The sequence below is a fragment of the Streptomyces winkii genome (assembly GCF_032248595.1).
Taxonomy (GTDB): Bacteria; Actinomycetota; Actinomycetes; order Streptomycetales; family Streptomycetaceae; genus Streptomyces; species Streptomyces winkii.
This window is the reverse complement of the sequence record NZ_JASTTH010000003.1, coordinates 109,875-132,789: the sequence shown is the minus strand read 5'-3', so window position 1 is coordinate 132,789 and position 22,915 is coordinate 109,875. Positions and strand designations below refer to the sequence as shown.

Sequence of the window (22,915 nt, the reverse complement as noted above, 5' to 3'; positions counted from 1 at the left end):
GCGCGTGCCGGTCCCGGCCGCGGGAGCGCCGTCCGCGGGCGCGGTGGCCGGTGCGGTGGGTGCGGCGCTCACGGCTTCGGCTTCCCTTCTGCGCGCTTCTTCTCCTGGAAGTCCGTGTAGGAGCGCTGCATCTTCGAGGACAACTCCCCCGGGGAGACCGACCCGTTGATGACGCCCTGGAGGTCCGCGGAGAGCGAGTCGTAGAAGTCGGGCGTGGTGTAGTCGAGATACGGCACGAGACCGTCGGCCGCGTTGAGCTGTTCCCAGCCCTTCACCATCTGCGCGTCGACGCTGCCCTCGGGGATCTCGCGGGCGGCCTTGCCGGGCACGGCGGGCAGCACGCCCTCCTCGGTCATCACGTCGGCGGCGTGCCGGCTGGTGATGAAGTCGAGGTAGGCGGCGGCCACTTCGGGGTGCCGCGACTTGGACGTGATCGACCAGGCGAGGCCCTGTCCGCCGGTGGTGACGGGCTCGCCGCCCTTCTTCACGGGCGGCGGGGGCATGAAGCCGAGCTTGCCGCCCATGGTCTTCTTCAGATCAGGCAGCTGCCAGGTGCCGGTGACCAGGAACGCGCCGTCGCCGTCGGCGAACTTCTTGGCGGCGTCGTCGTATCCGGTGCCGTTGGCGCCCTTGGGGATGTAGCCGCGCTTCTTCCAGTCGGCGAGCGTGCGGGCGGCCTCCTTGGTCGGCTCGTTGTCGAAGCCGCCGCCGCGTCCGAAGACGCTCTCGCGGGTCTCCTCCGCGCCGCCGGCCTGGTTCTGGAGCACGCCGAAGGTGTGGATCGCCGGGTACTTGTCCAAGTTGCCGAACTGGACGGGAAGTTCGCCGTCGTCCTTGATCTCGGGCAGCGCGTCCGTCAGCTCCTCCCAGGTCTGCGGGGGCTCGACGCCGGCCTTCTTCAGTACGTCCTTGTTGTAGTAGACGCCGATGTACTCGCCCGTCTGCGAGATGCCGTAGAGCCGTCCCGTGCCGAAGTCGCGGCCGTCGGCGGAGACCCGGTTGAGGTTGAGCAGCGTGGACGGATAGCGGGTGTTCCAGGCGTAGAGGCCGGCGTAGTTGTCGAGCGGGGTGAGCAGGCCGGCCTGGACGAAGGCCACCATGTCGGGGTAGCCCTGGTTGGCCTGGATGACGTCCGGCGGCTTGTTGCCGGATATGGCCAGCTTCAGCGTCGTCTTGAGGTCGGAGAAGCTGCGGGCGACCCGCTTGATGCGGATGTGCGGGTACTTCTTCTCGAACTCGGCGTTGAGCCGCTCCAGTTCGTCGTTCTGCCCGCCGCGCACCTCCTGGTCCCACACGGTCAGCGTGGCCTTCCCCGCCTTGGACGGGTCGGGCTTGGAGGTGGCCGCGGCGCCGGGCACGCCCGCGCCCGCCGCGCCGGAGCCGTCGGTCCCGGGCACGCATGCCGCGGCGAGCAGCACGCCGCCGAGGGCCAGTACGAGCCCCGCGGCATGCCGCCTTGTCCTGGCGGTGCGCCGGGACGGGCGCCCCTGGCGCTGCCGGACGGGCGCCCGGCGCGGCCGGTGCGCTCGCCCCGTGCTCCTCACCCGCTCAGAGTGCATGGGAGTCTCCTCTCGGCGTCCCGCCTGGGTGCGGGCGCATCGTGCCCGTACCGGGGCGGCGTTCAGGGTGCGCGGAATCCGATGGTGGGTGTGGCGCGGCGCAGCGCCGAGCCCCGGTTGGCGCCGGGCAGCAGGTCGGACAGGAAGGCGTACCGGCGCATCACGTCCTCCGTCTGTCCTCCGCAGCGGGTGGCGTACTGCCACCAGGCGGCGACCTCGGTCCAGCCGGGAGCGGAGAGCGAGCCCCCGAAGTGCTGTACGGACAGGGCGGCGGTGAGGTTGGCGAAGGCGAGCCGGTCCGCGAGCGGCCAGCCGGCGAGCGTCCCGGTGATGAAGCCGGCGACGAAGACGTCCCCGGCGCCGGTCGGGTCGAGCGCCTCGACGGGCAGGGCGGGCAGGTCGGCGCTCTCTCCGCTCAGCGAGTCGACGGCCACCGCGCCGCCGGAGCCCTTGGTGACGACCGCGATGGGGACGAGTTCGGCCAGCGCGCGTACCGCTTCCTCGGGGCTGCCGGTGCGCGTGTAATGCTGCGCCTCGGCGGCGTTGGGCAGGAAGGCGTGGCAGTAGGAGAGGTCGGCGAGGGTGTCGGGGTCCCAGGCGCCGGTGTCGTCCCAGCCGACGTCGGCGAAGATCTTGCTGCCCTCGTCGTGGGCCTCGCGGACCCAGCCGTCGAGGCGGCCCGGGGCGAGGTCGGTGAAGCAGGCCCGGGAGCGGGGGCGCCCGCCCGTACGCACGCAGGGGGCCGGGGCCTCGTGCCCGTGGGAGACCATAGTCCGCTCGCCCTCGTAGGCCATGGAGACGGTGACGGGCGAGTGCCAGCCCTGGGCGCGGTGGGACGGTGCGAGATCGATGCCTTCGCTGTCGGCCAGGGACTCCCAGCAGTAGTCGCCGTAGACGTCGTCGCCGAACGCGGCGGCGAGGGACGTGCGCAGGCCGAGGCGGCGCAGCGCCGTCGCCATGTTGGCGACGCCGCCGGGCGACGAACCCATGCCGCGCGCCCACGACTCGGTGCCGCGCACGGGCGCGTGGTCGAGCCCGGTGAAGATGATGTCGAGGAAGACGGTGCCGGTCAGGAAGACGTCCTGTTCCGGGCCGCCGTCGCCGCGCAGGGCCGACAGCGGGTCCAATGCCGCCGATGTCGGCGCCGGCTGCGCGCTCCCGGTCGTGCTCACTGCTCTCCCGCCCCTTCTGCGGCCTCTCCGGCCCTCCCCCGCTCTGCTGCTCCACCGCTCTTCCGCTCTGCCGGGCGCGGCGGTGAAGACCAGGGGGTTCTCGCTTCTTTGAGCGACACCTTGCACGTAGAAGGCGATTTGTGCAAGACCCCGGTCACACTCGCGCAAAGACGCTCACTCGCGCTACATTGCCGAACATGTTGCGCGAGACCCGTCATGAGCAGTTGCTGAAGCTGCTCCGCGAGGAGGGCGTGCTGCCCGTCGGGCAGATCGCGGAGCGCCTCCGCGTCAGCGAGGCCACCGCACGCCGCGACCTCAACGATCTGGGCAACGCGGGCCGCCTGACGCGGGTTTACGGCGGGGCGGTGGCCCGCGGCCCGGTCGAGCGGCCCTTCGCGGAGGAAGAGGTCGACGACCGCGCGGACAAGGACGCGGTCGCCCGCAGCGCGGCCGCCACCGTCGCGGACGGCGAGGTCGTGCTGCTCGACATCGGCACCACCACCCTCCAGCTCGCGCGGCGGCTGCACGGCCGCAGCATCACGGTGGCGACGAGCAGCCTCGCCGTGTACGAGGAGCTGAAGGACGACGAGGACGTCGCGCTCGTGCTCCTCGGCGGCCAGGTCCGCCGCAACTACCGTTCCCTGGTGGGGCACTTGACGGAGTCGAGCCTGCGTCATCTCTACGCCGACCGGCTCTTCCTCGGCACCAGCGGCGTCCTGCCCGACGGCCGCGTGCTGGACACCACCGACGTCGAAGTGCCCGTCAAGCAGGCGATGCTGGCCTCCGCACGGCATGCGGTGCTGCTCGCCACCGCCCGGAAGTTCCCCGGCAAGGGCACGGCCCGTATCTGCGGGCCGCAGGACATTCACACGCTGATCACGAACGAGTCGTCCGACCCGGCGACGCTGGCCGTCTTCCGCGAGGCCGGCGCCGAGGTGGAGACAGCCGGGGAGCCGGGTGCGGAGCCGGGTACCGAGCCCCCGGCAGAGGCACAGACGCAGGCGCGGGCTCACAGGCCGGTGCCGGCGCAGACCGGCGGCGGCACGCACAGGGACGTGGACACGGACATGGAAACGCACACGGAGACGAGGGACATGGAGGCAGAGGTGGAGCGCCGATGAGGCTGACCGTGCTGGGCGGCGGCGGGTTCCGGGTGCCGCTGGTGCACCGTGCACTGCTGGAGGACGAGGGCGACGACGCGGGACGCATCACCGAACTCGTGCTCCACGACACCGACTCGGGCCGCCTGGACGCCGTCACGGCCGTCCTCTCCCACCAGGCGGCGCAGCACGAAGGGCGACGGGTGCCCGCCGTGCGGGCCACCACCGACCTCGACGAGGCCCTGCGCGGCGCGGACTTCGTCTTCTCCGCGATCCGCGTCGGCGGCCTGGAGGGACGTACGCGCGACGAGCGCGTCCCGCTCGCCGAGGGCGTGCTGGGGCAGGAGACGGTGGGCGCGGGCGGCGTCCTGTACGGGCTGCGGACCCTTCCCGTCGCGGTGCGCATCGCCGAACGCGTCGCCGAAGTCGCCCCGGACGCCTGGATCATCAACTTCACCAACCCGGCCGGCATGGTCACCGAGGCCATGAGCCGCGTCTTCCGCGAACGCGGCCTGGGCGAGCGGGTGATCGGCATCTGCGACTCCCCCGTCGGCCTGTGCCGCCGCGCCGCGCGCGCCCTGGGCGCCGACCCCGACCGCGCGGACTACGACTACGTGGGCCTCAACCACCTCGGCTGGCTGCGCGGCGTCGTGGTGGACGGGCGGGACAGACTTCCCGAACTGCTCGCGAACGGCGACCTGCTGGAGTCCTTCGAGGAGGGCAGGCTCTTCGGCGCGGACTGGCTGCGCGCGCTGGGCGCGCTGCCCAACGAGTATCTGCACTACTACTACTTCAACCGCGAGGCGGTCGCCGCCGTACGGGGATCGCGGGCCACCCGCGGGGAGTTCCTGCGCGAGCAGCAGTCCCGCTTCTACGAGGCGTCGCGGCCCGCCGATCCCGCGGGTTCGTACGACGCCTGGGACCGTACGCGCCGCGAACGCGAAGAGACCTACATGGCCGAGAGCCGCGAGGCCACCGGCGGCTGGAAGCGCGACAGTTGCGATCTGGACAGCGGCGGCTACGACCGCGTCGCGCTCGCCCTGATGCGCGCCGTCGCCCGCAACGAGCGCACCACGCTGATCCTCAACGTGCCCAACCGCACGGCCGTTCCGGGTCTGGACGCGGAAGCGGTGGTGGAGGTGCCCTGCCTGGTCGACGCGGGAGGTGCGCGTCCCCTGTCGGCCGGGGCCGTGTCCCCGGACCAGCTCGGCCTGATGCTCCAGGTCAAGGCGGTGGAACGAGCGACGATCGAGGCGGCGGCGGACGGCTCCCGCTCAGCGGCGCTGCGGGCGCTCGCGCTGCACCCATTGGTCGATTCGGTACGGGTGGCCGGGCGCATCCTGGACTCGGCGGGCGGCTTCTGAGCCCGTAGCAAGCGATCCGGAACGCGGCGGAAACAGTCCGGGGTTCAATTCCACTTGATGCCCCACGAGGCGTGGACCCGGCGGTGCGGCGGCCTTAGCTTTATTGCATCGACGCCGCCCCGCGGGTACGCCCGGCAGCGAAGAATCTCCGAATACTCCGGCCACCGGCGGTGATTCCGATGGTTCTGAAGGATCTCTGGCGCAGCTTCCGGGAGTTCAACGCGCGGCAAGTCGAGACCTGGGAGCGGATCCAGCTGCTCAACAGCCCGTGGGAGGAGGACTTCGTCCACTGGGCGCGGGGCGAGGACGGCTGGGAGCTCCACGGCCGTCTTCCGCCGCCCCGCGACCGGCACACACGGAGCGTGACCCGCTCGGGATGGTGCCCGGGGCTGAAGTGCCCCGAGGGCCCGGGCGGACGGCAGCCGCCCGTCCCGGACCGCTGAACGCCGCAGCCGGACAAGGGCGTTCACGGCCGGAGGCCCTCTCCGGACTCCCGGACAAGACCCCGCCCCGGCCTCGGCCCGGTCGTGCGCGTACGCGTCCGCCAGCTCCCGTCAGCTCGCGGGGAAGGCGTTGACGAGGGGTTCCCCCGCGGCGAAGCGGCGGACCTGCTCCACGACGAGCCGCTCGGCGCGCGGCCTGAACGTCGCGGAGCCGCCCGCCACATGCGGGGTGATGAGCACGCCGGGCTGCCGCCGCAGCGGATGGTCACCGGGCAGCGGCTCGGGGTCGGTCACGTCGAGCGCGGCGCGGAGCCGTCCGCCGCGTACCTCGTCCAGCAGGGCCCCGGTGTCGAGGGTGCGGCCCCGCCCCACGTTGACGACGAGCGCCCCGCCGGGCAGCGCCGCGAGCTCGTCCTTGCCCAACAGGCCCGCGGTCGCGGGGGTTTCGGGCAGGACGAGCACCGCGATGTCCACCTCCGGCAGCAACCGCGGCAGGGCGGTCACGGCGTGGACGTCCTGCTCGGGCCGGCCGCGACGGGCGACGCGCACGACCTCCGCCTCGCACGCGAGCAGCCGGTGCTCCAGGGCCCGTCCGATCGAGCCGTAGCCGATCACGGCGACGCGGGAGCCGGCGAGTGAGCGCGTGAAGTGCGGCTCCCAGCGGCCGGCTCGCTGATCGGCGACCCAGCGTGGAAGCTCCCGCTGCGCGGCGAGGATCAGCCCGAGGGCGTGTTCGGCGGTGCTGGCGTCGTGCAGACCGCGGCCGTTGTACAGGCGCACTCCGTCCGGCAGCAGCGGCAGCAGCTTCTCCACCCCGGCACTGAGGGACTGCACGGCGCGCAGCGCCGTGAGCCGCGGCAGCAGCCGCTCCACGCCCGGCACCGCGTACGGCATCACCCACAGGCCGGCCGACTCCAGGACGTGCGGGGGCAGTTCGCCGTCGGGTGTGCGCCCGTCCCATACGTGCACGCGGACGTTCGCCGGCCATGGCCCGTGCCGCTCGTCCAACTCCGGCCAGGGCAGCAGCACATGGACGGGGGACCCCGCCGGCTCCGGGGAACCGGCGGGCTCCTGGGCGTCGGCGGGCCCCGCGGAACCTTCGCCTCCGGGCTTCGTGGACATGCGTGGACCTCTCCTTCACCGCGTGCGGCGTACGACTGCGGGACGGGCCGCGCGGGAGCCGCCGGCCCGACGCGTCCCGGCCATTGACCCGGCCGGCACACGCTCGTAACGTCCTTCCCGCCCAGTGAAACACTTTCCATCCCACGGAAAAAGGAGGGTCCGGGAATGACAGGGGCTGCTTCCTCCCTCACCGGCAGCGGAGGCTTCTGGTCATCGACCCGCGCCCGGTATCTGATGCCGATCGCGTTCGTCACGTACTCGCTCGCCTACCTCGACAAGTCCAACTACGCGATCGCCTCCGCCGGCGGCATGGCCGAGGACCTGCATCTGTCCGCGGGGCTCGACTCCCTCATCGCCGCCTCCTTCTTCCTCGGCTACTTCTTCTTCCAGATCCCGGGGACGATCTACGCCGAGCAGCGCAGCGTGCGCCGCATGGTCGCCGGTTCGACGATCGCCTGGGGCCTGCTCGCCACGGCGCAGGGCCTCCTCAGCAGCCCCGGCCAGCTGATCGCGGTGCGCTTCGCGCTCGGCGTGGTCGAGGGGGCCGTGCTGCCGTCCCTCGTGCTGCTGCTCAGCCGCTGGTTCACCAAGGGCGAGCGGAGCCGCGCCAACACCCTGCTGATCCTGGGCAATCCGATCACCGTGATGTGGCTGTCCGTGCTGTCCGGGTGGCTCATCGAGGTCTCGGACTGGCGGACGATGTTCGTCGTCGAGGGCCTGCCGTCCGTCCTGTGGGGGCTGCTGTGCCTGAGGCTCATCAAGGACCGCCCGGACGAGGCACGTTGGATGAGCGCCGGGGACCGCGAGGAGCTGCGCTCGGCGCTCGCCGCCGAGCAGCGCGCCGCCGCCGAGTCGCCCGGCTCGGCCGTGACGGCGGACGAGGTGGGCGCGGGCTCTCCGGCCTCGCCCGGCGCCGGATCCGGCCCGGACGCGCATGCCACCAGCGCCGACGCGCCACGGGCGAGCGCGGCGGACTACCGGAAGGTGCTGCGCTCGCGGCCCGTGGTCGTGCTCGCCGCGCAGTACTTCTTCTGGTCGTTCGGCATGTACGGCTTCATCTTCTGGCTGCCGTCCATCGTGAAGAAGGCCTCGGGCGAGGGCATCGGCGCCACCGGCCTGATCTCGGCCGTCCCGTACGCGTTCGCCGTCGTGGCGATGCTGCTGAACTCCCGCGTCTCCGACCGCACCGGGCGCCGCCGCGCCGCCGTCTGGCCGTGGCTGGGCGCGGGGGCGGCGGCGCTGTTCGCGTCGTATCTCGCGGGCGCGAACTTCCCGCTCGCGCTGACGCTGCTGACCGTCGCGGGGCTGTGCATGTACGCGCCGTACGGCCCGTACTTCGCGTTCGTCTCCGAGCTGGCACCGGCCGGCGTGGCGGGCGCGGCCGTCGCCGCGGTCAACTCCTTCGGCGCGCTGGGCTCGTTCGCGGGCACGTACCTCGTGGGCTGGGTACGCGGCACGCCGCTCGGCGACGCCGGGGCCTTCGGCTTCATGGCGGTGTGCACATTGATCTCCGCGGCGCTGATGTTCGGCGTGCGGGAACCGAAGGTCCCGACGGGCGCTACCGGTACGGTGAGTGCGCACCCCCGCCAGGCCGCCCGCACGGCGGTGAGCGGCGGCGGACGCGACTGACCCTTCCCCGCACGATCTCCGAGGAGCACCGACGGTGACGGCACCCGCCGGCGACGACATGCTCAGCCGGGGCCTGCGGCTGCTGACCGTGCTGGCGGACAACCCTTCGGGGCTGGGCGTCAGCGCCGCCGCCCGCACCGCGGGGCTGCCCGTCAGCAGCGCGCACCGGCTGCTGGGCCGGCTGGCCGCCGAACGTTTCGTGGCCTACGACGAGGACACCCGCCGCTACGCCCTGGGCGTGCGCGTCCTGGAGTTCTCCCGGGGCTTCCAGCGCTCCCCCGCCGGCTACTCGGCGGCCGCGGCGCCCATGCGGCGCCTGGCCGCCCGTACGGGACTCCCCGCCATCGCCGGCATCCTCGACGGCAGGGAGGTGCTGCTGGTGCTCAGCGCGGAGGGCACGCAGCACCTCCAGCTGCGCAGCGCCGAGGGCACCCGCAACCACTGGCACGCCACCTCCCTGGGCAAGGCCCTCGCCTCCGCGCTGCCCGAGGACGAGCTGGGCGCGCTGCTCGCACCGCCCCTTCCGGCTCCCACGGCCCACACCGTCACCGATCCGGAGGTGCTGCGCCGGGACATCGAGCGCGTACGGGCGCGGGGGTGGGCCGAGGTGGACGAGGAGAACGAGGTCGGCGTCCGCTCCGTCGCGACCGTCGTCCCGGACCTGAACGGCGGCCTGCGCCCCCGGCTGGCGGTGTCCCTCGGCGCCACGGTCGTCCTGACGACGAGGGACGAACTCCACGGCCACGTACCGGCGTTGCGCGCGTGCGCGGAGGAGATCGCCTCCCTCATGGGGTGACGCCGCGGTGAGGCGCCGGCGCGGCGACAAGGTGCCGGCACGGGCCGCCCAGCACATCTCAGAACCGCCGAAGCTTCGCGCTTCGACCCCTTCGTGTGATCACCGGACATCGCCGGGTCGATGCGTGTGCACGGGGTAGGACTGGGGCTGATCAGACGCCGACCGGCCCGCCGGCAGACGGGCCCTGGGGGAGGAGTTCCACCGTGCGGACGGGCATCAAGACCCTGACCTTCGTCGTCGGCACCGGGCGCAGCGGCTCGACGGCGCTGTCCCAGGTGCTGCGGCTGCACCCCGACGTGCTGAGCCTCAACGAGCTGTACTCCTGCATCGACGGCCCGCCCGCGCTGTCCGGGCAGCCGCTCACGGGGCCGGAGTTCTGGCGATGTCTGCGCGAGCCGATGGAGGTCTTCGACGCCATGGTCCGCAGCGGCACCCCGCTGCCGGAGTTCATCTACAACCGCCACCCCGAGTGGCGCTACTCGGCGCAGACCACGGGCATCCCCGCGATCAGCATGATGGCGCTGCCCCATCTGACCGACGACCCCGACGCGCTCCTCGACGCCCTGGAGCCGGAGGTGCGCTCCTGGCCCGAGCGGCCCGCGCCGCAGCAGTGGCACGCCCTGTTCGGCGCGCTCGCCTGGCGCATCGGCGGGCGCGAGGCCGCCGTCGAGCGCTCCGGCTACTCGCTGCACCGCGTGGGCCTGCTGCGCGAACTCTTCCCCGAGGCCCGCTTCGTGCACCTCTACCGCGACGGGCCCGACTGCGCCCTGTCCATGAGCCGCCACAACGGCTACCGCATGATCGCGTTGCTCCGCGAGATCGTCCGCCGCTCCGGTGTGGAGTCCGCGTCCGAGCTGACGGACGACCACATCAAGCAACTCCCCGACGACCTCGCGCCGTTGCTGAGCCCGCAGTACGATCCGGCGCTCGTCCTCGACCGCGAGATGCCCGTGCCGGACTTCGGCACTCTCTGGTCGGACCTGATCTGCGAGGGCGTGGAGCAGCTCTCGGCGATCCCCGCGGAGCAGCGCACGACGCTCTCGTACGAACGGCTCCTGGACGCGCCGCGGCAGGAGCTGGCCCGCGTGGCCGACTTCATCGGCGTGCAGCCGATCGCGGAGTGGCTGAAGGAGGGGGACGAGCTTCTCGACGGCACGGGCCGCCGGAACTCGGCGCTGCGCCTGCCCGAGCGCGTGCTGACCGCGCTCCGCGCCAACTGCGAGCGCGGAGCCGCCGCGCTGGGCGTCGCCGGGGCCGACACGGCTTCCTCGCAGGGGAGTTGACCGGGCGGCCCGCATCCCCCCGTCGCACCGGCGGGCGGCCCGGTCACTCCGGGACGGCGCTCCACGAGCACGCAGCCGGTGCCGTACCGCCCCAGAGGGATCGACTGCCAACAGTTCTTCGCAAAGAACTCTTCGCAAAGAACTGTTGGCGTTCTAGAGTGCTCGGCATGACAGACGCCGACAGTGAAGTCCCCGCCAGGGACAGCGAGTTGGGCAGGGTTCCGGACGACCCGGACACCGCCGGGGCCGGAGAAGCCGCGAGGGACACCGTCGTCCTGGACGCCAAGGGGCTGCGTGCGCTGGCACATCCGGTGCGCGTGCAGCTCGTCGGGCTGCTGCGCAAGCACGGCCCGTCCACCGCCACGCGCCTCGCCGACCAGCTCGGCGTCAACTCCGGCACCGCCAGCTACCACTTGCGCCAGCTCGGCGACGCGGGCTTCGTCGAGGAGGACACCGAGCGCGGCAACGCCCGTGAGCGCTGGTGGCGTTCGCTGCACCACTCCACGCGCTTCGACGACGTGGAGCTCGCCGAGCAGGAGCCCGAAGCCACGCTGGCCTACCTGCACTCCGTGGTCGCCGCGTACACGCTGCGGGCTCAGCGGGCCGTGAGCGAGCTCCAGACTCTGCCTCCCGCATGGCGCGCGGCGACCGACTGGAGCGACTGGGCGTTGCGGCTCACTCCGGAGGAGACCAAGTCCCTGTACGAGGAGTTGGTGTCGGTCATCGGGCGCTACCGGCGGGACGCGCCCGGAGTCGCCGCTCCGCAAGGCGCGGAACGCGTCTCGCTCATCACGCAGCTCCTTCCCGAACTGGACGCTCCCGGGAGGCCGGAGTGAGCGGTCCGTCGCCCGGACCACGGACCCTGCGGCCGCTGGCGGGTGTGCTCGCGGCGACCGGTCTGTCGCTGACCGGCACCCGCATCTCGGTGGTCGCGCTCCCCTGGTTCGTCCTCGTCACCACGGGCAGCGCGACACAGACAGGCCTGGTGGCCTTCTGCGAAATGGCGCCGTACGTACTGGTCAAGGCGCTCATCGGGCCGCTGGTCGACCGCAGCGGCCCGCGGATCGTCTCCTGGTCCACCGACGCGCTCAGCGCCGCGGCGGCCCTGACCATCCCGGCACTCCATACGGCCGGCCGGCTCTCCTTCTGGCTGCTGCTGCTTCTCGTCGCGGTCATCGGCGCGGCACGCGCTCCCGGCGATCTGGCCAAGGAGGTCATGGTCCCGGAAGCGGCGGACCGCGGCATGGTGGCGCTGGAACGGGCCACGGGGCTCAGCGGCGTCATGGAGCGTCTCGCCTTCACGATCGGGCCGGCGGCCGGCGGTTCGCTCGTGGCACTGCTCGGCCCGATGACCGCACTCGTCGTCAACGCCCTGTGCTTCGGGACCGGTTCGGTCGTGATCGCGCTGGTGGTTCCCCGGAGCGTCGGCCGTACGGCGGAGGCGCCCGGGCGGGGCCCGGACGCACCCGGCTACTGGAGACGCCTCGGCGAGGGCGTGCTCTTCCTGCGCCGCGACCCGCTGCTGCTCACGGTGACCGCGATGATCGCGGTCACCAACCTGCTGGACGCCGCCTTCACTTCGGTGCTCGTACCGGTGTGGGCGAAGGAGTCCGGCAACGGCCCGGCCGCGATCGGACTCACCGGTACCGCCTCGGGCCTGGCGGCCGTGGCCGGCAGCCTTGTCGCGGCCGGCGTGGCGCACCGGCTGAAGCGCCGGGTCGTCTTCTTCGCCGGCTTCCTGCTGGCCGGTGCACCGCGCTTCCTGATCCTCGCCGCCGACGACGTGCCGTTGTGGGCCGTGGCGGCCGTCTTCGCCGTCGGCGGCTTCGGAGCCGGCTTCCTCAATCCCATCCTGGGTGCGGTCCTCTACGAGCGAATTCCGCGCCAACTCCTCGGCCGCGTAAAGGGTTTGGGCACGTCACTGGCGTGGGTGGGCATTCCCCTCGGCGGTCTGCTGGCGGGCGCGGCGGTGTCGTCCTTCGGCCTCGTCCCGTCGCTGCTGGCGGGCGGCGTCGCGTACTTCCTCACCACGAATCTCGCCGGACTCCGCCGCGAATGGCGCCAGATGGACCAGTCGCGAGGGAAGCGGGCAGCGAAGGAGGAGAAGAAAGAGGAGGAAAAGAAGGAAGAGGTTTCACGGCCGAGCGACCACGCTATGCCGTGATGTCGCCGAAGTCCGGCGCCTTCTTGACCAGTCCGCTCTTCTGGTGGAAGCGCCGGGCCGTCTCGTACGGCGTCCTCTGGACCGCCGGGGACCGCGGCATCTCCCTGCGCAGGATCGGCACCAGCGCGTCCAGCGCCTTCGGGTCGGTGTCCTTGAGGTACTTCTCCAGCAGTTCCCGCAGCTTGCCGGGGTCGCCCTGCACGTCCTGCTGGGCGCGCTTGATGGCCCTCTGGAAACCGTCGGCCTCCTCGGACTTCTTCTTCAGCAGCTTCTGCGTCGAGAAGACGACCCCGTGGAGGGCGCCCGTCATCTCCTTCACGTCGCCCCGCGCCGGGGATATGAGGATGCGGCCCGAGCCGTCGGCCTCCGCCTGCTGCCCGATCGGCTGGAAGAAGGAAAGCGCGTCCACGCGGCCCGACTTGAGCGCGCCGATGGCCGACGTGGCGGCGCTGCCCAGGTTGACGAGCGTCGCGTCCGTCTTCGCCTTCTTGCCGACGCCGTCGAAGAGAAAGGTGACCAGAGCCTCCGTGCCGCTGCCGGGGCCGGTGATGCCGATCTTCTTGCCCACCAGGGCCTTGGTGCGCTGTTCCAGGCTCGCGCTCTCGTCGGGCCCGTCGAAGGTCTTCCCCACGACGATGTCCACGTAGTACTCGGTGACGAGGCTGGAGAGGACGCGCGTGGCGCCGGGCTCAGAGGACTGCGCGAGGTTGAAGGCGTCCGTCAGCACCCCGGCCCCCAGATCGATGGAGCCGGACTTCAGTGCGGCGGCCACCTTCGCGCCGGTGCCGAGCCGCGGGCGGTCGCCGAGCTTGATGCCCTCGTCCTTGAAGTAGCCCTTCTCCTCGGCGATGAACAGCGGGAAGAAGGCTACGGAGTTGCTGATCTGGCCGATGTTGAGCGTGCCGGCCTTGGTGGTCGACCCGTGCTTGGCGCATCCGGCGGCCAGCGGTGAGAGGAGGACGGGTGCCGCTGCGAAGGACTTCAGCAGCGTCCGGCGCTCGATGTGCATGCCCATGGTTCAAGCTCCAGTCGCATGGGTTCCGGCTCCGCCCGGGCGGACGGAGGGAACGGGAGGTCGGGGATATTGGGGGTCGGGGACGGAGGACGGGGTGATACGGAGCGGAGAGACAGAGGACCGGGAACAGGGACAACTGCCAGGACAGGGACAGTGGCGGTGACCGGGGTGCGCGCACGCGGCTCGGAACAGGAGGGCTCAGCCCCGCGACTCGACCGGTTTCCACCGGTTGACGCGGCGCCCGATGAGGCCCACGAGCACGTTCAACAGCCCCGCGATGACGCTCAGTACGACCAGCGTCGCGAAGACCCCGGCGGTGTCGAACTGCGCCGCCGCGTCGTTGATCAGATAGCCGAGCCCCCGGTTGGAGGCCACCAGCTCGCCGATGACGGCGCCGATGAGCGCGTACGGGATGGCGACCTTGAGCCCCGTGAGCACGCCCGTCATCGACGCCGGCAGCACGACCTTCAGGGCGATGTCCCGGCGGCTGCCGCCCATCAGCCGCACCGCGTCGACGAGCCCGCGGTCCACTTCCCGTACGCCCGCCGCCGTGTTGAGGAAGACGAGGAAGAAGACTGTCGCGGCGGCCAGCAGCACCTTCATGTGCATCCCGATGCCGAACCAGACGATGAACAGCGGTGCCAGCGCGACCTTCGGGATCGAGTAGAGCGCCATCATGAACGGGTCGACCACGCGGTACGCCAGCCGCAGCGACGCCAGTACGAACCCGGCGAGCGCGCCCGCCGCGGCGCCCAGCAGGAAGCCGTAGACGATCTCCTGGATCGTCACCCAGCTGTGCGTCCAGAGGGTGCCGTCGCTCGACCATTCGCCGAGGCGCGCGGCGATCGCGCTCGGCTTGCTGGTGAAGGTGATGTCGAACAGGCTGCCCGCGGTGGCCTCCCATCCGGCGAGCAGTACGACGACGAGGAGCAGCCGCAGACCCCACACGGTCGTGGTGCTCCCGTGGCGCTGCCACCAGGTGCGCTCCACCGGAACCCGCACCGGCCCGGATCCGTCGCCGGACGGGCCGCGCTCCCCCGGCGCGGCGGCGCCCGCCGCCTTCGCCGCTCCCGGACCCGGATTCGGCGTCACGGTCCGCTCCGTCATGACGAGCCCTCCTTCAGCGCGGCGGCCATCGCCGTGTGCAGCCGGACGAACTCCGGGTCCACGCGCAGGGCGTCCACGGAGCGCGGCCGCGCCAGCGTGATCTTCTCGTCGGCGACGATGCGGCCCAGCCCGCCGAGGACGACGATCCGGTCGCCGAGCAGCAGCGCCTCCTCGATGTCGTGCGTCACGAACACCACGGTCTGGCCGCTGCCGTGCCACAGGCGCAGCAGCTCTTCCTGGAGCTCGGTGCGCAGCTGCGCGTCGAGCGCGCCGAACGGCTCGTCCATCAGAAGGGTGCGAGGAGTGCCGGCGAGCATGCGCGCCAGCGACGCCCGGCGCCGCATGCCGCCGGAGAGTTCGCGCGGGTAGTGGTTCTCGAAGCCGGCGAGGCCCACGCGCCGGATCAACTCGGCGGCCGTCTCCCGGCGTTCGGAGGCCCTGACGCCGCGGATCTCCAGCGGCATCTCGACGTTGCGCCGCACGTCGCGCCACGGCATCAGCGTGTCGGACTGGGTGAGGTAGCCGATGTCGACGTCCGGGCCGGTCAGCCTCTTCCCGCGGTACGAGACGACGCCCTCGGAGGGTTCGGTCAGCCCGGCGAGGAGGTTGAGCATCGTCGACTTGCCGCAGCCGCTGCGTCCGAGGACGGTCACGAAGCTGCCCTCGTCGACGGTGAGGGCGAAGTCCCGCAGGGCGACGATGGCGCTGTCGTCCTTGGTGAACTGCTTGGTCAGCTTCTCGGCGCTGAGGACGGCGGTCATGTCACGGCCTCCGACTCCGCCGGCCCCGACGGTGCCTTCGGCCCCGCAGGTTCGGCCTGTTCGCGTGCTCCGGCATGCTCGGCCGGTGCTGCCCGCGGGCTCTCGTCCGCCGCGCGCATCCCGTACGCGTCGTAGCTGAACTCGCCGGCGGCCCAACGCTCGCGCAGGCCCTCCTCCTTGGTGATGCGCTGCCGCACCGCCTCCACGGCCGCCTCAACGTCGGCGGCGGCGACGGCGGTTGCCCCGTCGTCGTCCAGGACGACCACGTCGCCCGGGGCGACCGTCGTGCCGCCGATCTCGACCGGGACGTTCACGCTGCCGCGTTCGTCCTTCGTGGCGCCTCGCGCGCGGCGCCAGCGGGTCCACACGCCGTACTCGAACCGTGCCAGGTCGGCGCTGTCGCGCACCGCCGCGTCGACGAGCACCCCCGCCGCACCGCGCGCCGCGGCCTGGGTGGCGAGCAGATCGCCGAAGAGCGCCACGGGCTCGGGCCGCGGCATCGTCAGCACCAGGACCTCGCCGGGCCGCAGATGCGGCATGACTTCGTGCACCGCACGGTTGTCGCCCTGCCCGCAGCGGGCGATGCGCGCGGGGCCCGCGATGCGCCGGCCCGGCTGCAAGGGGGTCCACTCAACGTCGAGGAGCCCGCGGCGGCCGTAGGCCTCGTACACCGTGGCCACTCCGGCGGCCGCGAGCTCCTGGACGGCGGCTGCCGTCACCGCCGCGCTCACAGCGCGCCCACCACGTGGGGCAGGAGCCTGTGGAACGCCTCCGCCTGCCGGATCTTCTCGTTCCCCGTGACCTTGCGGGCGTGGTTGCCGCGCTGGTCGGCGCGCTGCGCGTAGTACTCCTGGAGATACTGCTGGGCGGCCATGCAACTCATGGCGTCGACCTTGCGGTTGAACACGGGCGTTATGTCCACGTAGACGGTCGGGGTGAATCCGCACAACTCCGGCTGGTGCGGTTCGAAGGCCAGGAACTCCGACGGCGGTGCCGTACGGAAGCCGCTGGCGACTCCGGCGCCCGAGGTGAGCAGCCGGGCGCGGGCGACCGCCTCGTGCGCGACGGGGTGGTCCGGGTTGAACGGGTCCTTCTCGGGGTGCGTGAGCACCACGTGCGGGGCGAAGTCCCGCATCAGCTCGGCGAGTCGGCCGACCGACTCCGGTGAGACGTGCAGCGGGTAGTCGCCGAGGTCGAACGCCCGGAAGTCGGCGCCGACCGCGCCGGCGGCCTTCACCGCCTCCTCGTGGCGGATCCGCTTGACGTTCTCCTCGGTCTGGCCCTCCTGCTTCCACAGCACTCCGGACTCGCCGCGCTCGCCGTAAGACAGGGCCACGACCAGGGCCTCGCCTCCCGCGGCGGTGTGCGCGGCGACCGTACCGGCGGAGCGCCAGACGAAGTCGGCGCTGTGGGCGCCGACGACCAGCATCCGGCGGCCACTTGCGTCCTGGCCGCCCGTGCCTCGCCCGTCGTCCGTGCCCTGGCCGTCCGTGCCCGAGTCGCTCATACCAGGCTCTCCTTGCGGTGGTGGGCGGGCGCGTCGGCCAGCGGCTCGGCGCCCACGAGCCAGCGGCTGTTGTGGACGGTCATGACGCGTACGTCCTCCTCGCCGAAGCCCTCGCCGAGCAGGCGGTCGGCGCAGATCGCGAGGCCGTCCTCGACGGGCGGGTTGAAGGGCTGACCCAGGTCGCTGGAGATCACCGAGTGCCGCGGCCCGGCCTCGCGGATGGCCCGGAACCAGGTCTCCCAGGCGACCTTGCCGGTGTAAGGAGTGGTGAAGCAGCGCTCCAACAGGGCGCCGTGGGCGGCGAGTTCGCGCTGGCGGTCGACGGCGACGCGCTGCGAGGTGAACTCCGGGTGCGTGACGACCATCCGCTGCACGCCCTCCCGGGCGGCGGTCTCGACGACGACGGCGATCTCGTCGGCGTGCAGATGGCCGGTGGCGAGCACCATGTCGTGGCGGGCGATCAGGCGGAAGACCTGGCGTGCGGCGGGGACGACCTCGCCCTCGGGCGTCAGGACGTCGACGGGGTCGGCGGCCATGCCGTCGGCGCGCAGGTCGTCCTGGAGCCTGGCCCACATGGGAGGGGTGGCGCCCTCGGGTTCGCGTGCCTGGCACTGGCGCTGATTGGCGCTGTCGACGGTGGGCAGCCACACGAACTTCGCGCCGCCGCGGCCGGCGATCTCGACGGCGATGGGATTGAGCCCGCCGACGGAGGCGTTGAGGGTGATCGCGCCGAGGGCGGTCGCGCCCGGCTCGGCGCGGCGGACCACGGCGGCGCGCTCCGTGGTGGGCACGTAGTGGGACTTGAGAACGAAGCCGGCCATGCCGACGGAGGCGAAGCGCTCGGCGAGGGTCACGTCGTCGATGCGGCGGCGCATCACGTCCGGCGAGACGTGGATGTGCACGTCGTACGCGCCGCGCACCAGCTCTCTGGCCCGCTCGGACGGCTGGGGGTGCTGCTCCGTCATGTCTCTCCCTCGCGGTTCCGCGACTGCTTGTAGCCACAATCTCCGCTCAGATTGTCAACAATCTTGGCTACAGAGGTCAAGAGGCATGGAGACGAAAAGGCCCGGAGAGCAGAGGAGAGGAGCCGGGGCGGTGAGCGGAGGGGGCCGCCGCCGGTCGGGCGTGCATGCACGGCGGGCGCCGGGCCGATGCGCGCGGCGGCACCTCAGCGGGGCGGCGGCCCCGATCTGTCCGCCTCCTTGAGTGCCTCGATGACGCTGCGCAGATGGTTGTGCGCCGCCGCCTCCGCGGCCTCGGGATCGTGCGTGCAGATCCCGTCGATGATCGCCAGATGCTCCGGCAGCGACACCGCGGGCCGCCCCGGGTGCATCGCGAGGCGGAACTGGTGGCGCACGTTCTGGCCGCGCAGCCGCTCCAGCAGCCGGGACGCTGTCCGCTGGCCGCCGATCTCCCGTACGCGCCGGTGGAGTTCCTGGTTGAGCGACGAGTAGCCGAGCAGATCGCCCCCGGCGACGGCCTCGCGCATGGAGGCGCCGATCGCGCGCAGTTCGCGGATCTCCGCCCCGGTGACGGTCACGGCGGCCTTCGCCGCGCAGAGCCCTTCCAGCACCATGCGGACCTCGGAGATCTCGACCGCCTCGTCCAGGGAGACGGCGCGCACGCGGGCACCGCGGTTCTGAATGCGCTCGACGAGGCCCTCGTTGGCCAGCTCCAGCAGCGCGGCCCGCACGCTGGCCCGTCCGGCGTCGAACTGCGTGGACAGATCGGCCTCGACGAGCCGCTGGTTCGGCACGAAATCGCCGCGGATGATCGCCTCACGAATGGCTTCGACCAGGGGAACTCCCGCCCCGCTCCGCGCCACGCCCTCTGCCACGATCGCTACGGTTCCTCTCCGCTCCACAGATGCACACCGATATTGTCAACAATTTTGTACGAGCTTAGTGTAGCGGCATGGCCCCGAACCCGGTTCCCCTTACCGTCGTCGCCGTCCTCGGCCTGGGCGAGGCCGGCGGCGCGCTCGCCGGCGACCTGGTGCGCGCGGGTGCGACCGTGCGGGGCTACGACCCCGCTCCGGTGACCGCGCCGCACGGCGTCATCCGTACGGAGAGCGAGGCCGACGCGGCGGCGGGCGCGCGTCTCGTGCTCAGCGTCAACAGCGCCTCCGCCGCCCACGACGCGCTGCGCTCCGCGGTCCGCTCGGTCGCGGACGGAGCCGTCTGGGCCGACCTCAACACCGCCTCCCCCGGGGCGAAGAGGGCCCTCGCGGCCACGGCCGGCGAGCACGGGGTGCCGTTCGCGGACGTCGCCATCATGGCCCCCGTTCCCGGACGCGGCCTGCGGGTGCCGATGCTGGCCTGCGGACCGGGCGCGGCACGCGCCGCGCGGCTGCTCACCGGACTCGGCGCGTCCGTCGGCCTCGTCGAGGGCGCCGCGGGCACAGCCGCCGAACGGAAGCTGCTGCGCAGCGTGTTCTTCAAGGGGCTGGCGGCCGCCGTGGTCGAGGCGCTCGCGGCCGGACGCGCCGCGGGCTGCGAGGAGTGGCTGCGCGAGAACATCGCGGCCGAACTGGAACGCGCCGACGCCGCCACGCTCGACCGCCTCGTCAGCGGCACCCACCGGCACGCGGTGCGCCGTACGTCCGAGATGGCCGCGGCGGCGGAGATGCTCACCGAACTCGGCGTCGAGCCCGCGGTCTCCGCGGCCAGCCGCGACCTCCTCGCCCGGATCGCCGAGGACGGGTAACCCTCCCCCGGCCTCAACGGGCGCCCGCGGCACCGCTGTTGAGCTTGAGCCCCTACCCCACGGCCTTCGCCGCCGCCCTCCCCGCCGTACGTCCGGAGAAGAGGCAGCCGCCGAGGAACGTCCCCTCCAGCGAGCGGTATCCGTGCACGCCGCCGCCTCCGAAGCCCGCGGCCTCCCCCGCCGCGTACACCCCGGGCAGCGGCTCGCCGCCCTCGCTCAGCACCCGCGCGTCCAGGTCGGTCTCCAGACCGCCGAGCGTCTTGCGCGTGAGGATGTTGAGCCGCACGGCGATCAGCGGACCGGCCTTCGGGTCGAGGAGCCGGTGCGGCGAGGCGACGCGGATCAGCTTGTCCCCGAGGTACTTGCGCGCACCGTGGATCGCGGTCACCTGCGAGTCCTTGGTGTAGGGGTTGCGGATCTCCCGGTCGCGCGCCTCGATCTCGCGCCGCAGCGCGGTCTCGTCGATGAGCTTGTCGCCGGTGAGTTCGTTCATCCGCCGTACGAGAGGGCCGAGTTCATGCTCGATCACGAAGTCGACGCCGTGATCCATGAACGCCTGTACGGGGCCGGGCGCGCCCGAACCCACCCGCGCGAGCAGCTGCCGCACGTCCCGCCCGGTCAGGTCCGGATTCTGCTCGGAGCCGGAGAGCGTGAACTCCTTCTCGATGATCTTCTGGCTGAGCACGAACCAGGTGTGGTCGTGCCCCGTGTGCATGATGTGGTCGAGGGTGCCGAGGGTGTCGAAGCCCGGGTAGAGCGGAACCGGCAGCCGCTTGCCGGTGGCGTCCAGCCACAGCGAGGACGGGCCGGGCAGGATGCGGATGCCGTGCAGATTCCAGATCGGGTTCCAGTTCTCGATGCCCTCGGTGTAGTGCCACATCCGGTCGCGGTTGATGATGCGGCCGCCGGCCTCCTCGGTGATGCCGAGCATGAGCCCGTCGACGTGCGCGGGGACCCCGGAGAGCATCCTCTCGGGCGGAGTGCCCAGCCGCTCCGGCCAGTTGGCGCGTACGAGTTCGTGGTTCCCGCCGATGCCGCCCGAGGTGACGACGACGGCCTGGGCGCTCAGCTCGAAGGTGTCCGCCACGTCACGGCTGCTCGCGGTGCCGCGTTCGGCGTCGCTGGGCTCCAGCACCTCTCCGGTGACGGTGTCGACCGAGCCGGCGCTCCGCGCGAGCCCCGTGACGCGGTGCCGGAAGCGCAGCTCGACGTCGCCGCGCTCGACGCCCGCCCGCACGCGCCGCTCGAACGGCTCGACCACTCCCGGTCCCGTGCCCCAGGTGATGTGGAAGCGGGGCACCGAATTGCCGTGCCCCGTCGCGCCGTAGCCGCCGCGCTCGGCCCAGCCGACGACGGGGAAGATCTTCAGCCCCTGCTGCCGCAGCCAGGCCCGCTTCTCGCCCGCCGCGAAGTCGACGTACGCCTCCGCCCAGCGCCTCGGCCAGTGGTCCTCCTCGCGGTCGAATCCGGCGGTGCCGAGCCAGTCCTGCCAGGCCAGTTCGTGGCTGTCGCGGATGCGCATGCGGCGCTGCTCCGGCGAGTCGACGAAGAAGAGCCCGCCGAAGGACCAGTGGGCCTGCCCGCCGAGCGACTGCTCGGGCTCCTGGTCGAGAAGGATCACCTTGCGGCCCGCGTCGGCCAGTTCGGCCGTCGCCGCGAGCCCCGCGAGCCCCGCTCCGATCACGATGACATCGGCGTCGTACGCCATGCGTCCCACCTGTTCCGCGCCCGCTCGTCACGCTGAAGATCTGCTGGTGCCGGGAGAGTAGCCCCAGGTGGACGTGCGCGGCACCCCCGGGGCGGGTGGTGGAATGGGGCTCATGTGGGAGATCCGATGACCGAAGAGCCGCTCTCGGCGGACGAGTTGCTCGACATCGTCGACGAGGACGACCGCGTCGTGGGGCAGGCGCCGCGCGGCGAGGCGACGGCGCGCCGGCTGCGGCACCGGTGCGCCTCCGTGCAGGTCCGCGACCCGCTGGGCCGGATCTTCGTGCACCGCCGTACGCCGCAGAAGCTGGTCTTCCCGTCGATGTACGACGTGGTGGTGGGCGGCGTCGTCGGCACGGGCGAAAGCTACGACGCGTGCGCGCTGCGCGAGGCGGGTGAGGAACTCGGCGTGCGGGGGCTGCCCGCGCCCGAGCCGCGCTTCACGTTCCTCTACGAGTCGCCGCGGCACACCTGGTTCCTGCGCGTGTACGAGCTGGTGTGCGAGGTGCCCGTACGGCCGCAGCCCGAGGAGATCGACTGGTGGGACTTCCTGCCCGAGGACGAGGTGGAGCGGCGGCTCGCGCTCCCGGACTGGCAGGTCGTTCCGGACGGGCTGGAGTGCCACCGGCGGCTGCGCGCCTGGCGCGCGGGGCGGCCCGGCGGCGGGCGTCCCGGCGGCGGGCGGCGAGACGGCACCTGAGCCGCCGCCGCACAGAGGGGGCCGTAGGCTCGTCGGCATGATCGACCGGCTCATGGCGACGCTCCGGCTGTGGTTCGCACCGCAGCGCCTGCGGGCTGAGGGCACGACGCCCGACTACCGCTTCTCGCTCGCCAACGAGCGCACGTTCCTCGCCTGGATCCGCACCGCGCTCGCGCTGGTCGCGGGCGGCATCGCCGTCGACCAGTTCCTGACGGGCCTCAGCTGGGGCGTACGTACGACGATCTCGGTGGCCGTGCTGGCCTGCGCGGCGCTCTGCGCTTTCCGCGCGGTCAACCACTGGATGCGCTGCGAGCGCGCGATGCGCCGCGGTGAGGACCTTCCCGTCTCGCGCTTCCCGGTGCTGCTGGCCACGGCGACCGCGGCCGCCGCGCTCCTGGTGCTCGTCGCGGTGGTGCTGGGGGGCGGCAGATGAACGGGGCCGGAGGCGGCGCGGCGGACACGCGCACGGGCGACCCGGCCGCCCAGCCGGAACGTACGCGCTTCGCGTGGCGCCGCACCACGCTCACATTCGCCCTCGCCGTGGCGCTCGGCGTGCGGGAGGCGCTGTACGGGGGCGGCGGCGTCTCGGCGACGGAGGCCGCGGCCGCGGCCGTCGGGGTGCTGGCATGGCTGATGTTCCTGGTTCTGGCGCACCGCCGGATCACGGCCATGGAGGCGGCCCGCCCTCCGGAGATGAGCCGCGCGGCGGTGCGCACGGCGGTGCTGTGCACACTGGCCATGGCGACGGTTGGAGTGGTGCTGCTGTGGTGAGCGACGAGC

General features: G+C 72.5%; 22 protein-coding genes and 1 pseudogene. 12 read left to right on the top strand and 11 right to left on the bottom strand.

The genetic code is table 11. The annotated features are described in order from the left end of the window. Window positions 1-68: 68 nt before the first annotated feature. Complete coding sequence (locus QQM67_RS09020; protein ID WP_314173147.1) at window positions 69-1,559, bottom strand: ABC transporter substrate-binding protein; 1,491 nt, start codon at window positions 1,557-1,559, stop codon at window positions 69-71. Between the two features lie 62 nt (window positions 1,560-1,621). Further along, window positions 1,622-2,731: a carbohydrate kinase family protein gene (locus tag QQM67_RS09015; RefSeq protein ID WP_314173146.1), complete on the bottom strand. Its 1,110-nt coding sequence runs from the start codon at window positions 2,729-2,731 to the stop codon at window positions 1,622-1,624. Between the two features lie 197 nt (window positions 2,732-2,928). Between QQM67_RS09015 and QQM67_RS09010 the strand changes: the two are divergent. From QQM67_RS09010 to QQM67_RS09000, 3 genes and pseudogenes are all read left to right on the top strand, one after another. After that, window positions 2,929-3,675: pseudogene (locus QQM67_RS09010) on the top strand (DeoR/GlpR family DNA-binding transcription regulator); the annotation flags it as partial. A 173-nt stretch (window positions 3,676-3,848) separates the two neighbouring features. Beyond that, window positions 3,849-5,195: a 6-phospho-beta-glucosidase gene (locus tag QQM67_RS09005; RefSeq protein WP_314173145.1), complete on the top strand. Its 1,347-nt coding sequence runs from the start codon at window positions 3,849-3,851 to the stop codon at window positions 5,193-5,195. Window positions 5,196-5,374: 179 nt separating this feature from the next. Further along, the gene (locus QQM67_RS09000) at window positions 5,375-5,638 is read left to right on the top strand and encodes a hypothetical protein (protein ID WP_314173144.1); all 264 of its coding nucleotides are present in this window, start codon (window positions 5,375-5,377) and stop codon (window positions 5,636-5,638) included. A 111-nt stretch (window positions 5,639-5,749) separates the two neighbouring features. Here QQM67_RS09000 and QQM67_RS08995 read toward each other — a convergent pair whose 3' ends face one another. Continuing rightward, the gene (locus tag QQM67_RS08995) at window positions 5,750-6,760 is read right to left on the bottom strand and encodes a 2-hydroxyacid dehydrogenase (RefSeq protein ID WP_314173142.1); all 1,011 of its coding nucleotides are present in this window, start codon (window positions 6,758-6,760) and stop codon (window positions 5,750-5,752) included. A 165-nt stretch (window positions 6,761-6,925) separates the two neighbouring features. Between QQM67_RS08995 and QQM67_RS08990 the strand changes: the two genes are divergently transcribed. The 5 genes from QQM67_RS08990 (at window position 6,926) to QQM67_RS08970 (ending at window position 12,632) form a co-directional block, all read left to right on the top strand. Next, window positions 6,926-8,389 carry an MFS transporter gene (locus QQM67_RS08990; protein ID WP_314173141.1) on the top strand — a complete coding sequence of 488 codons (1,464 nt, stop codon included), beginning with the start codon at window positions 6,926-6,928 and terminating at the stop codon, window positions 8,387-8,389. A 34-nt stretch (window positions 8,390-8,423) separates the two neighbouring features. Beyond that, window positions 8,424-9,185: an IclR family transcriptional regulator gene (locus QQM67_RS08985; protein WP_314173140.1), complete on the top strand. Its 762-nt coding sequence runs from the start codon at window positions 8,424-8,426 to the stop codon at window positions 9,183-9,185. A 203-nt stretch (window positions 9,186-9,388) separates the two neighbouring features. After that, window positions 9,389-10,468 carry a sulfotransferase family protein gene (locus QQM67_RS08980; protein WP_314173139.1) on the top strand — a complete coding sequence of 360 codons (1,080 nt, stop codon included), beginning with the start codon at window positions 9,389-9,391 and terminating at the stop codon, window positions 10,466-10,468. A 167-nt stretch (window positions 10,469-10,635) separates the two neighbouring features. Continuing rightward, window positions 10,636-11,304 (top strand): ArsR/SmtB family transcription factor, encoded by a 669-nt coding sequence (locus QQM67_RS08975; protein WP_314173138.1) that lies wholly within the window; start codon window positions 10,636-10,638, stop codon window positions 11,302-11,304. Beyond that, a complete protein-coding gene (locus QQM67_RS08970; protein WP_314173137.1) occupies window positions 11,301-12,632 on the top strand; it encodes an MFS transporter in 1,332 nt (443 codons plus the stop codon). The genes QQM67_RS08975 and QQM67_RS08970 overlap by 4 nt, the downstream gene beginning before the upstream one ends. Here the strand turns inward: QQM67_RS08970 and QQM67_RS08965 are convergent. From QQM67_RS08965 to QQM67_RS08935, 7 genes are all read right to left on the bottom strand, one after another. Then, window positions 12,622-13,647 (bottom strand): ABC transporter substrate-binding protein, encoded by a 1,026-nt coding sequence (locus tag QQM67_RS08965; protein ID WP_314173136.1) that lies wholly within the window; start codon window positions 13,645-13,647, stop codon window positions 12,622-12,624. The two genes, QQM67_RS08970 and QQM67_RS08965, sit on opposite strands and share 11 nt — an antisense overlap. Before the next feature lie 198 nt (window positions 13,648-13,845). Beyond that, complete coding sequence (locus QQM67_RS08960) at window positions 13,846-14,754, bottom strand: ABC transporter permease (protein ID WP_314173135.1); 909 nt, start codon at window positions 14,752-14,754, stop codon at window positions 13,846-13,848. Then, window positions 14,751-15,515 carry an ABC transporter ATP-binding protein gene (locus tag QQM67_RS08955; protein ID WP_314173134.1) on the bottom strand — a complete coding sequence of 255 codons (765 nt, stop codon included), beginning with the start codon at window positions 15,513-15,515 and terminating at the stop codon, window positions 14,751-14,753. The genes QQM67_RS08960 and QQM67_RS08955 overlap by 4 nt, the downstream gene beginning before the upstream one ends. Then, a complete protein-coding gene (locus tag QQM67_RS08950; RefSeq protein ID WP_314173133.1) occupies window positions 15,512-16,246 on the bottom strand; it encodes a 4-carboxy-4-hydroxy-2-oxoadipate aldolase/oxaloacetate decarboxylase in 735 nt (244 codons plus the stop codon). Before QQM67_RS08950 ends, QQM67_RS08955 begins: the two co-directional genes overlap by 4 nt. Then, entirely contained in the window at window positions 16,243-17,022 is a 780-nt protein-coding gene (locus QQM67_RS08945) for a PIG-L deacetylase family protein (protein WP_314173132.1), read from the bottom strand. Before QQM67_RS08945 ends, QQM67_RS08950 begins: the two co-directional genes overlap by 4 nt. Further along, window positions 17,019-17,987 (bottom strand): DUF6282 family protein, encoded by a 969-nt coding sequence (locus tag QQM67_RS08940; RefSeq protein ID WP_314173131.1) that lies wholly within the window; start codon window positions 17,985-17,987, stop codon window positions 17,019-17,021. Before QQM67_RS08940 ends, QQM67_RS08945 begins: the two co-directional genes overlap by 4 nt. Window positions 17,988-18,190: 203 nt before the next feature. Continuing rightward, a complete protein-coding gene (locus QQM67_RS08935; protein ID WP_314173130.1) occupies window positions 18,191-18,859 on the bottom strand; it encodes a GntR family transcriptional regulator in 669 nt (222 codons plus the stop codon). Between the two features lie 77 nt (window positions 18,860-18,936). On the opposite strand from QQM67_RS08935, the gene QQM67_RS08930 reads away from it, so the two are divergent. Beyond that, window positions 18,937-19,728, top strand: coding sequence for an NAD(P)-dependent oxidoreductase (locus tag QQM67_RS08930; RefSeq protein WP_314173129.1), 792 nt, complete (start codon window positions 18,937-18,939; stop codon window positions 19,726-19,728). Window positions 19,729-19,780: 52 nt separating this feature from the next. On the opposite strand, the gene QQM67_RS08925 is transcribed toward QQM67_RS08930, so the two are convergent. Further along, a complete protein-coding gene (locus tag QQM67_RS08925) occupies window positions 19,781-21,436 on the bottom strand; it encodes an FAD-binding dehydrogenase (RefSeq protein ID WP_314173128.1) in 1,656 nt (551 codons plus the stop codon). Between the two features lie 126 nt (window positions 21,437-21,562). Here QQM67_RS08925 and QQM67_RS08920 point away from each other — a divergent pair, with 126 nt between their 5' ends. From QQM67_RS08920 to QQM67_RS08910, 3 genes are read left to right on the top strand one after another with little or no spacing between them, the layout of a single operon-like run. Continuing rightward, window positions 21,563-22,135 carry an NUDIX domain-containing protein gene (locus tag QQM67_RS08920; protein ID WP_314173127.1) on the top strand — a complete coding sequence of 191 codons (573 nt, stop codon included), beginning with the start codon at window positions 21,563-21,565 and terminating at the stop codon, window positions 22,133-22,135. A gap of 37 nt (window positions 22,136-22,172) precedes the next feature. Further along, the gene (locus tag QQM67_RS08915; RefSeq protein ID WP_314173126.1) at window positions 22,173-22,568 is read left to right on the top strand and encodes a YidH family protein; all 396 of its coding nucleotides are present in this window, start codon (window positions 22,173-22,175) and stop codon (window positions 22,566-22,568) included. Beyond that, window positions 22,565-22,906 carry a DUF202 domain-containing protein gene (locus QQM67_RS08910; RefSeq protein WP_314173125.1) on the top strand — a complete coding sequence of 114 codons (342 nt, stop codon included), beginning with the start codon at window positions 22,565-22,567 and terminating at the stop codon, window positions 22,904-22,906. The genes QQM67_RS08915 and QQM67_RS08910 overlap by 4 nt, the downstream gene beginning before the upstream one ends. Window positions 22,907-22,915 lie beyond the last annotated feature (9 nt).

Bases quoted from the DNA above. Each gene is read 5' to 3' on its own strand.
- QQM67_RS09000 (WP_314173144.1), top strand. From the start codon at position 5,375: ATGGTTCTGAAGGATCTCTGGCGCAGCTTCCGGGAGTTCAACGCGCGG.
- QQM67_RS08920 (WP_314173127.1), top strand. From the start codon at position 21,563: ATGACCGAAGAGCCGCTCTCGGCGGACGAGTTGCTCGACATCGTCGAC.
- QQM67_RS08940 (WP_314173131.1), bottom strand. From the start codon at position 17,987: ATGACGGAGCAGCACCCCCAGCCGTCCGAGCGGGCCAGAGAGCTGGTG.
- QQM67_RS08990 (WP_314173141.1), top strand. From the start codon at position 6,926: ATGACAGGGGCTGCTTCCTCCCTCACCGGCAGCGGAGGCTTCTGGTCA.
- QQM67_RS08915 (WP_314173126.1), top strand. From the start codon at position 22,173: ATGATCGACCGGCTCATGGCGACGCTCCGGCTGTGGTTCGCACCGCAG.
- QQM67_RS09005 (WP_314173145.1), top strand. From the start codon at position 3,849: ATGAGGCTGACCGTGCTGGGCGGCGGCGGGTTCCGGGTGCCGCTGGTG.
- QQM67_RS08955 (WP_314173134.1), bottom strand. From the start codon at position 15,515: ATGACCGCCGTCCTCAGCGCCGAGAAGCTGACCAAGCAGTTCACCAAG.
- QQM67_RS08965 (WP_314173136.1), bottom strand. From the start codon at position 13,647: ATGGGCATGCACATCGAGCGCCGGACGCTGCTGAAGTCCTTCGCAGCG.
- QQM67_RS08930 (WP_314173129.1), top strand. From the start codon at position 18,937: ATGGCCCCGAACCCGGTTCCCCTTACCGTCGTCGCCGTCCTCGGCCTG.
- QQM67_RS08995 (WP_314173142.1), bottom strand. From the start codon at position 6,760: ATGTCCACGAAGCCCGGAGGCGAAGGTTCCGCGGGGCCCGCCGACGCC.
- QQM67_RS08910 (WP_314173125.1), top strand. From the start codon at position 22,565: ATGAACGGGGCCGGAGGCGGCGCGGCGGACACGCGCACGGGCGACCCG.
- QQM67_RS08975 (WP_314173138.1), top strand. From the start codon at position 10,636: ATGACAGACGCCGACAGTGAAGTCCCCGCCAGGGACAGCGAGTTGGGC.
- QQM67_RS08960 (WP_314173135.1), bottom strand. From the start codon at position 14,754: ATGACGGAGCGGACCGTGACGCCGAATCCGGGTCCGGGAGCGGCGAAG.
- QQM67_RS08945 (WP_314173132.1), bottom strand. From the start codon at position 17,022: ATGAGCGACTCGGGCACGGACGGCCAGGGCACGGACGACGGGCGAGGC.
- QQM67_RS09020 (WP_314173147.1), bottom strand. From the start codon at position 1,559: ATGCACTCTGAGCGGGTGAGGAGCACGGGGCGAGCGCACCGGCCGCGC.
- QQM67_RS08925 (WP_314173128.1), bottom strand. From the start codon at position 21,436: ATGGCGTACGACGCCGATGTCATCGTGATCGGAGCGGGGCTCGCGGGG.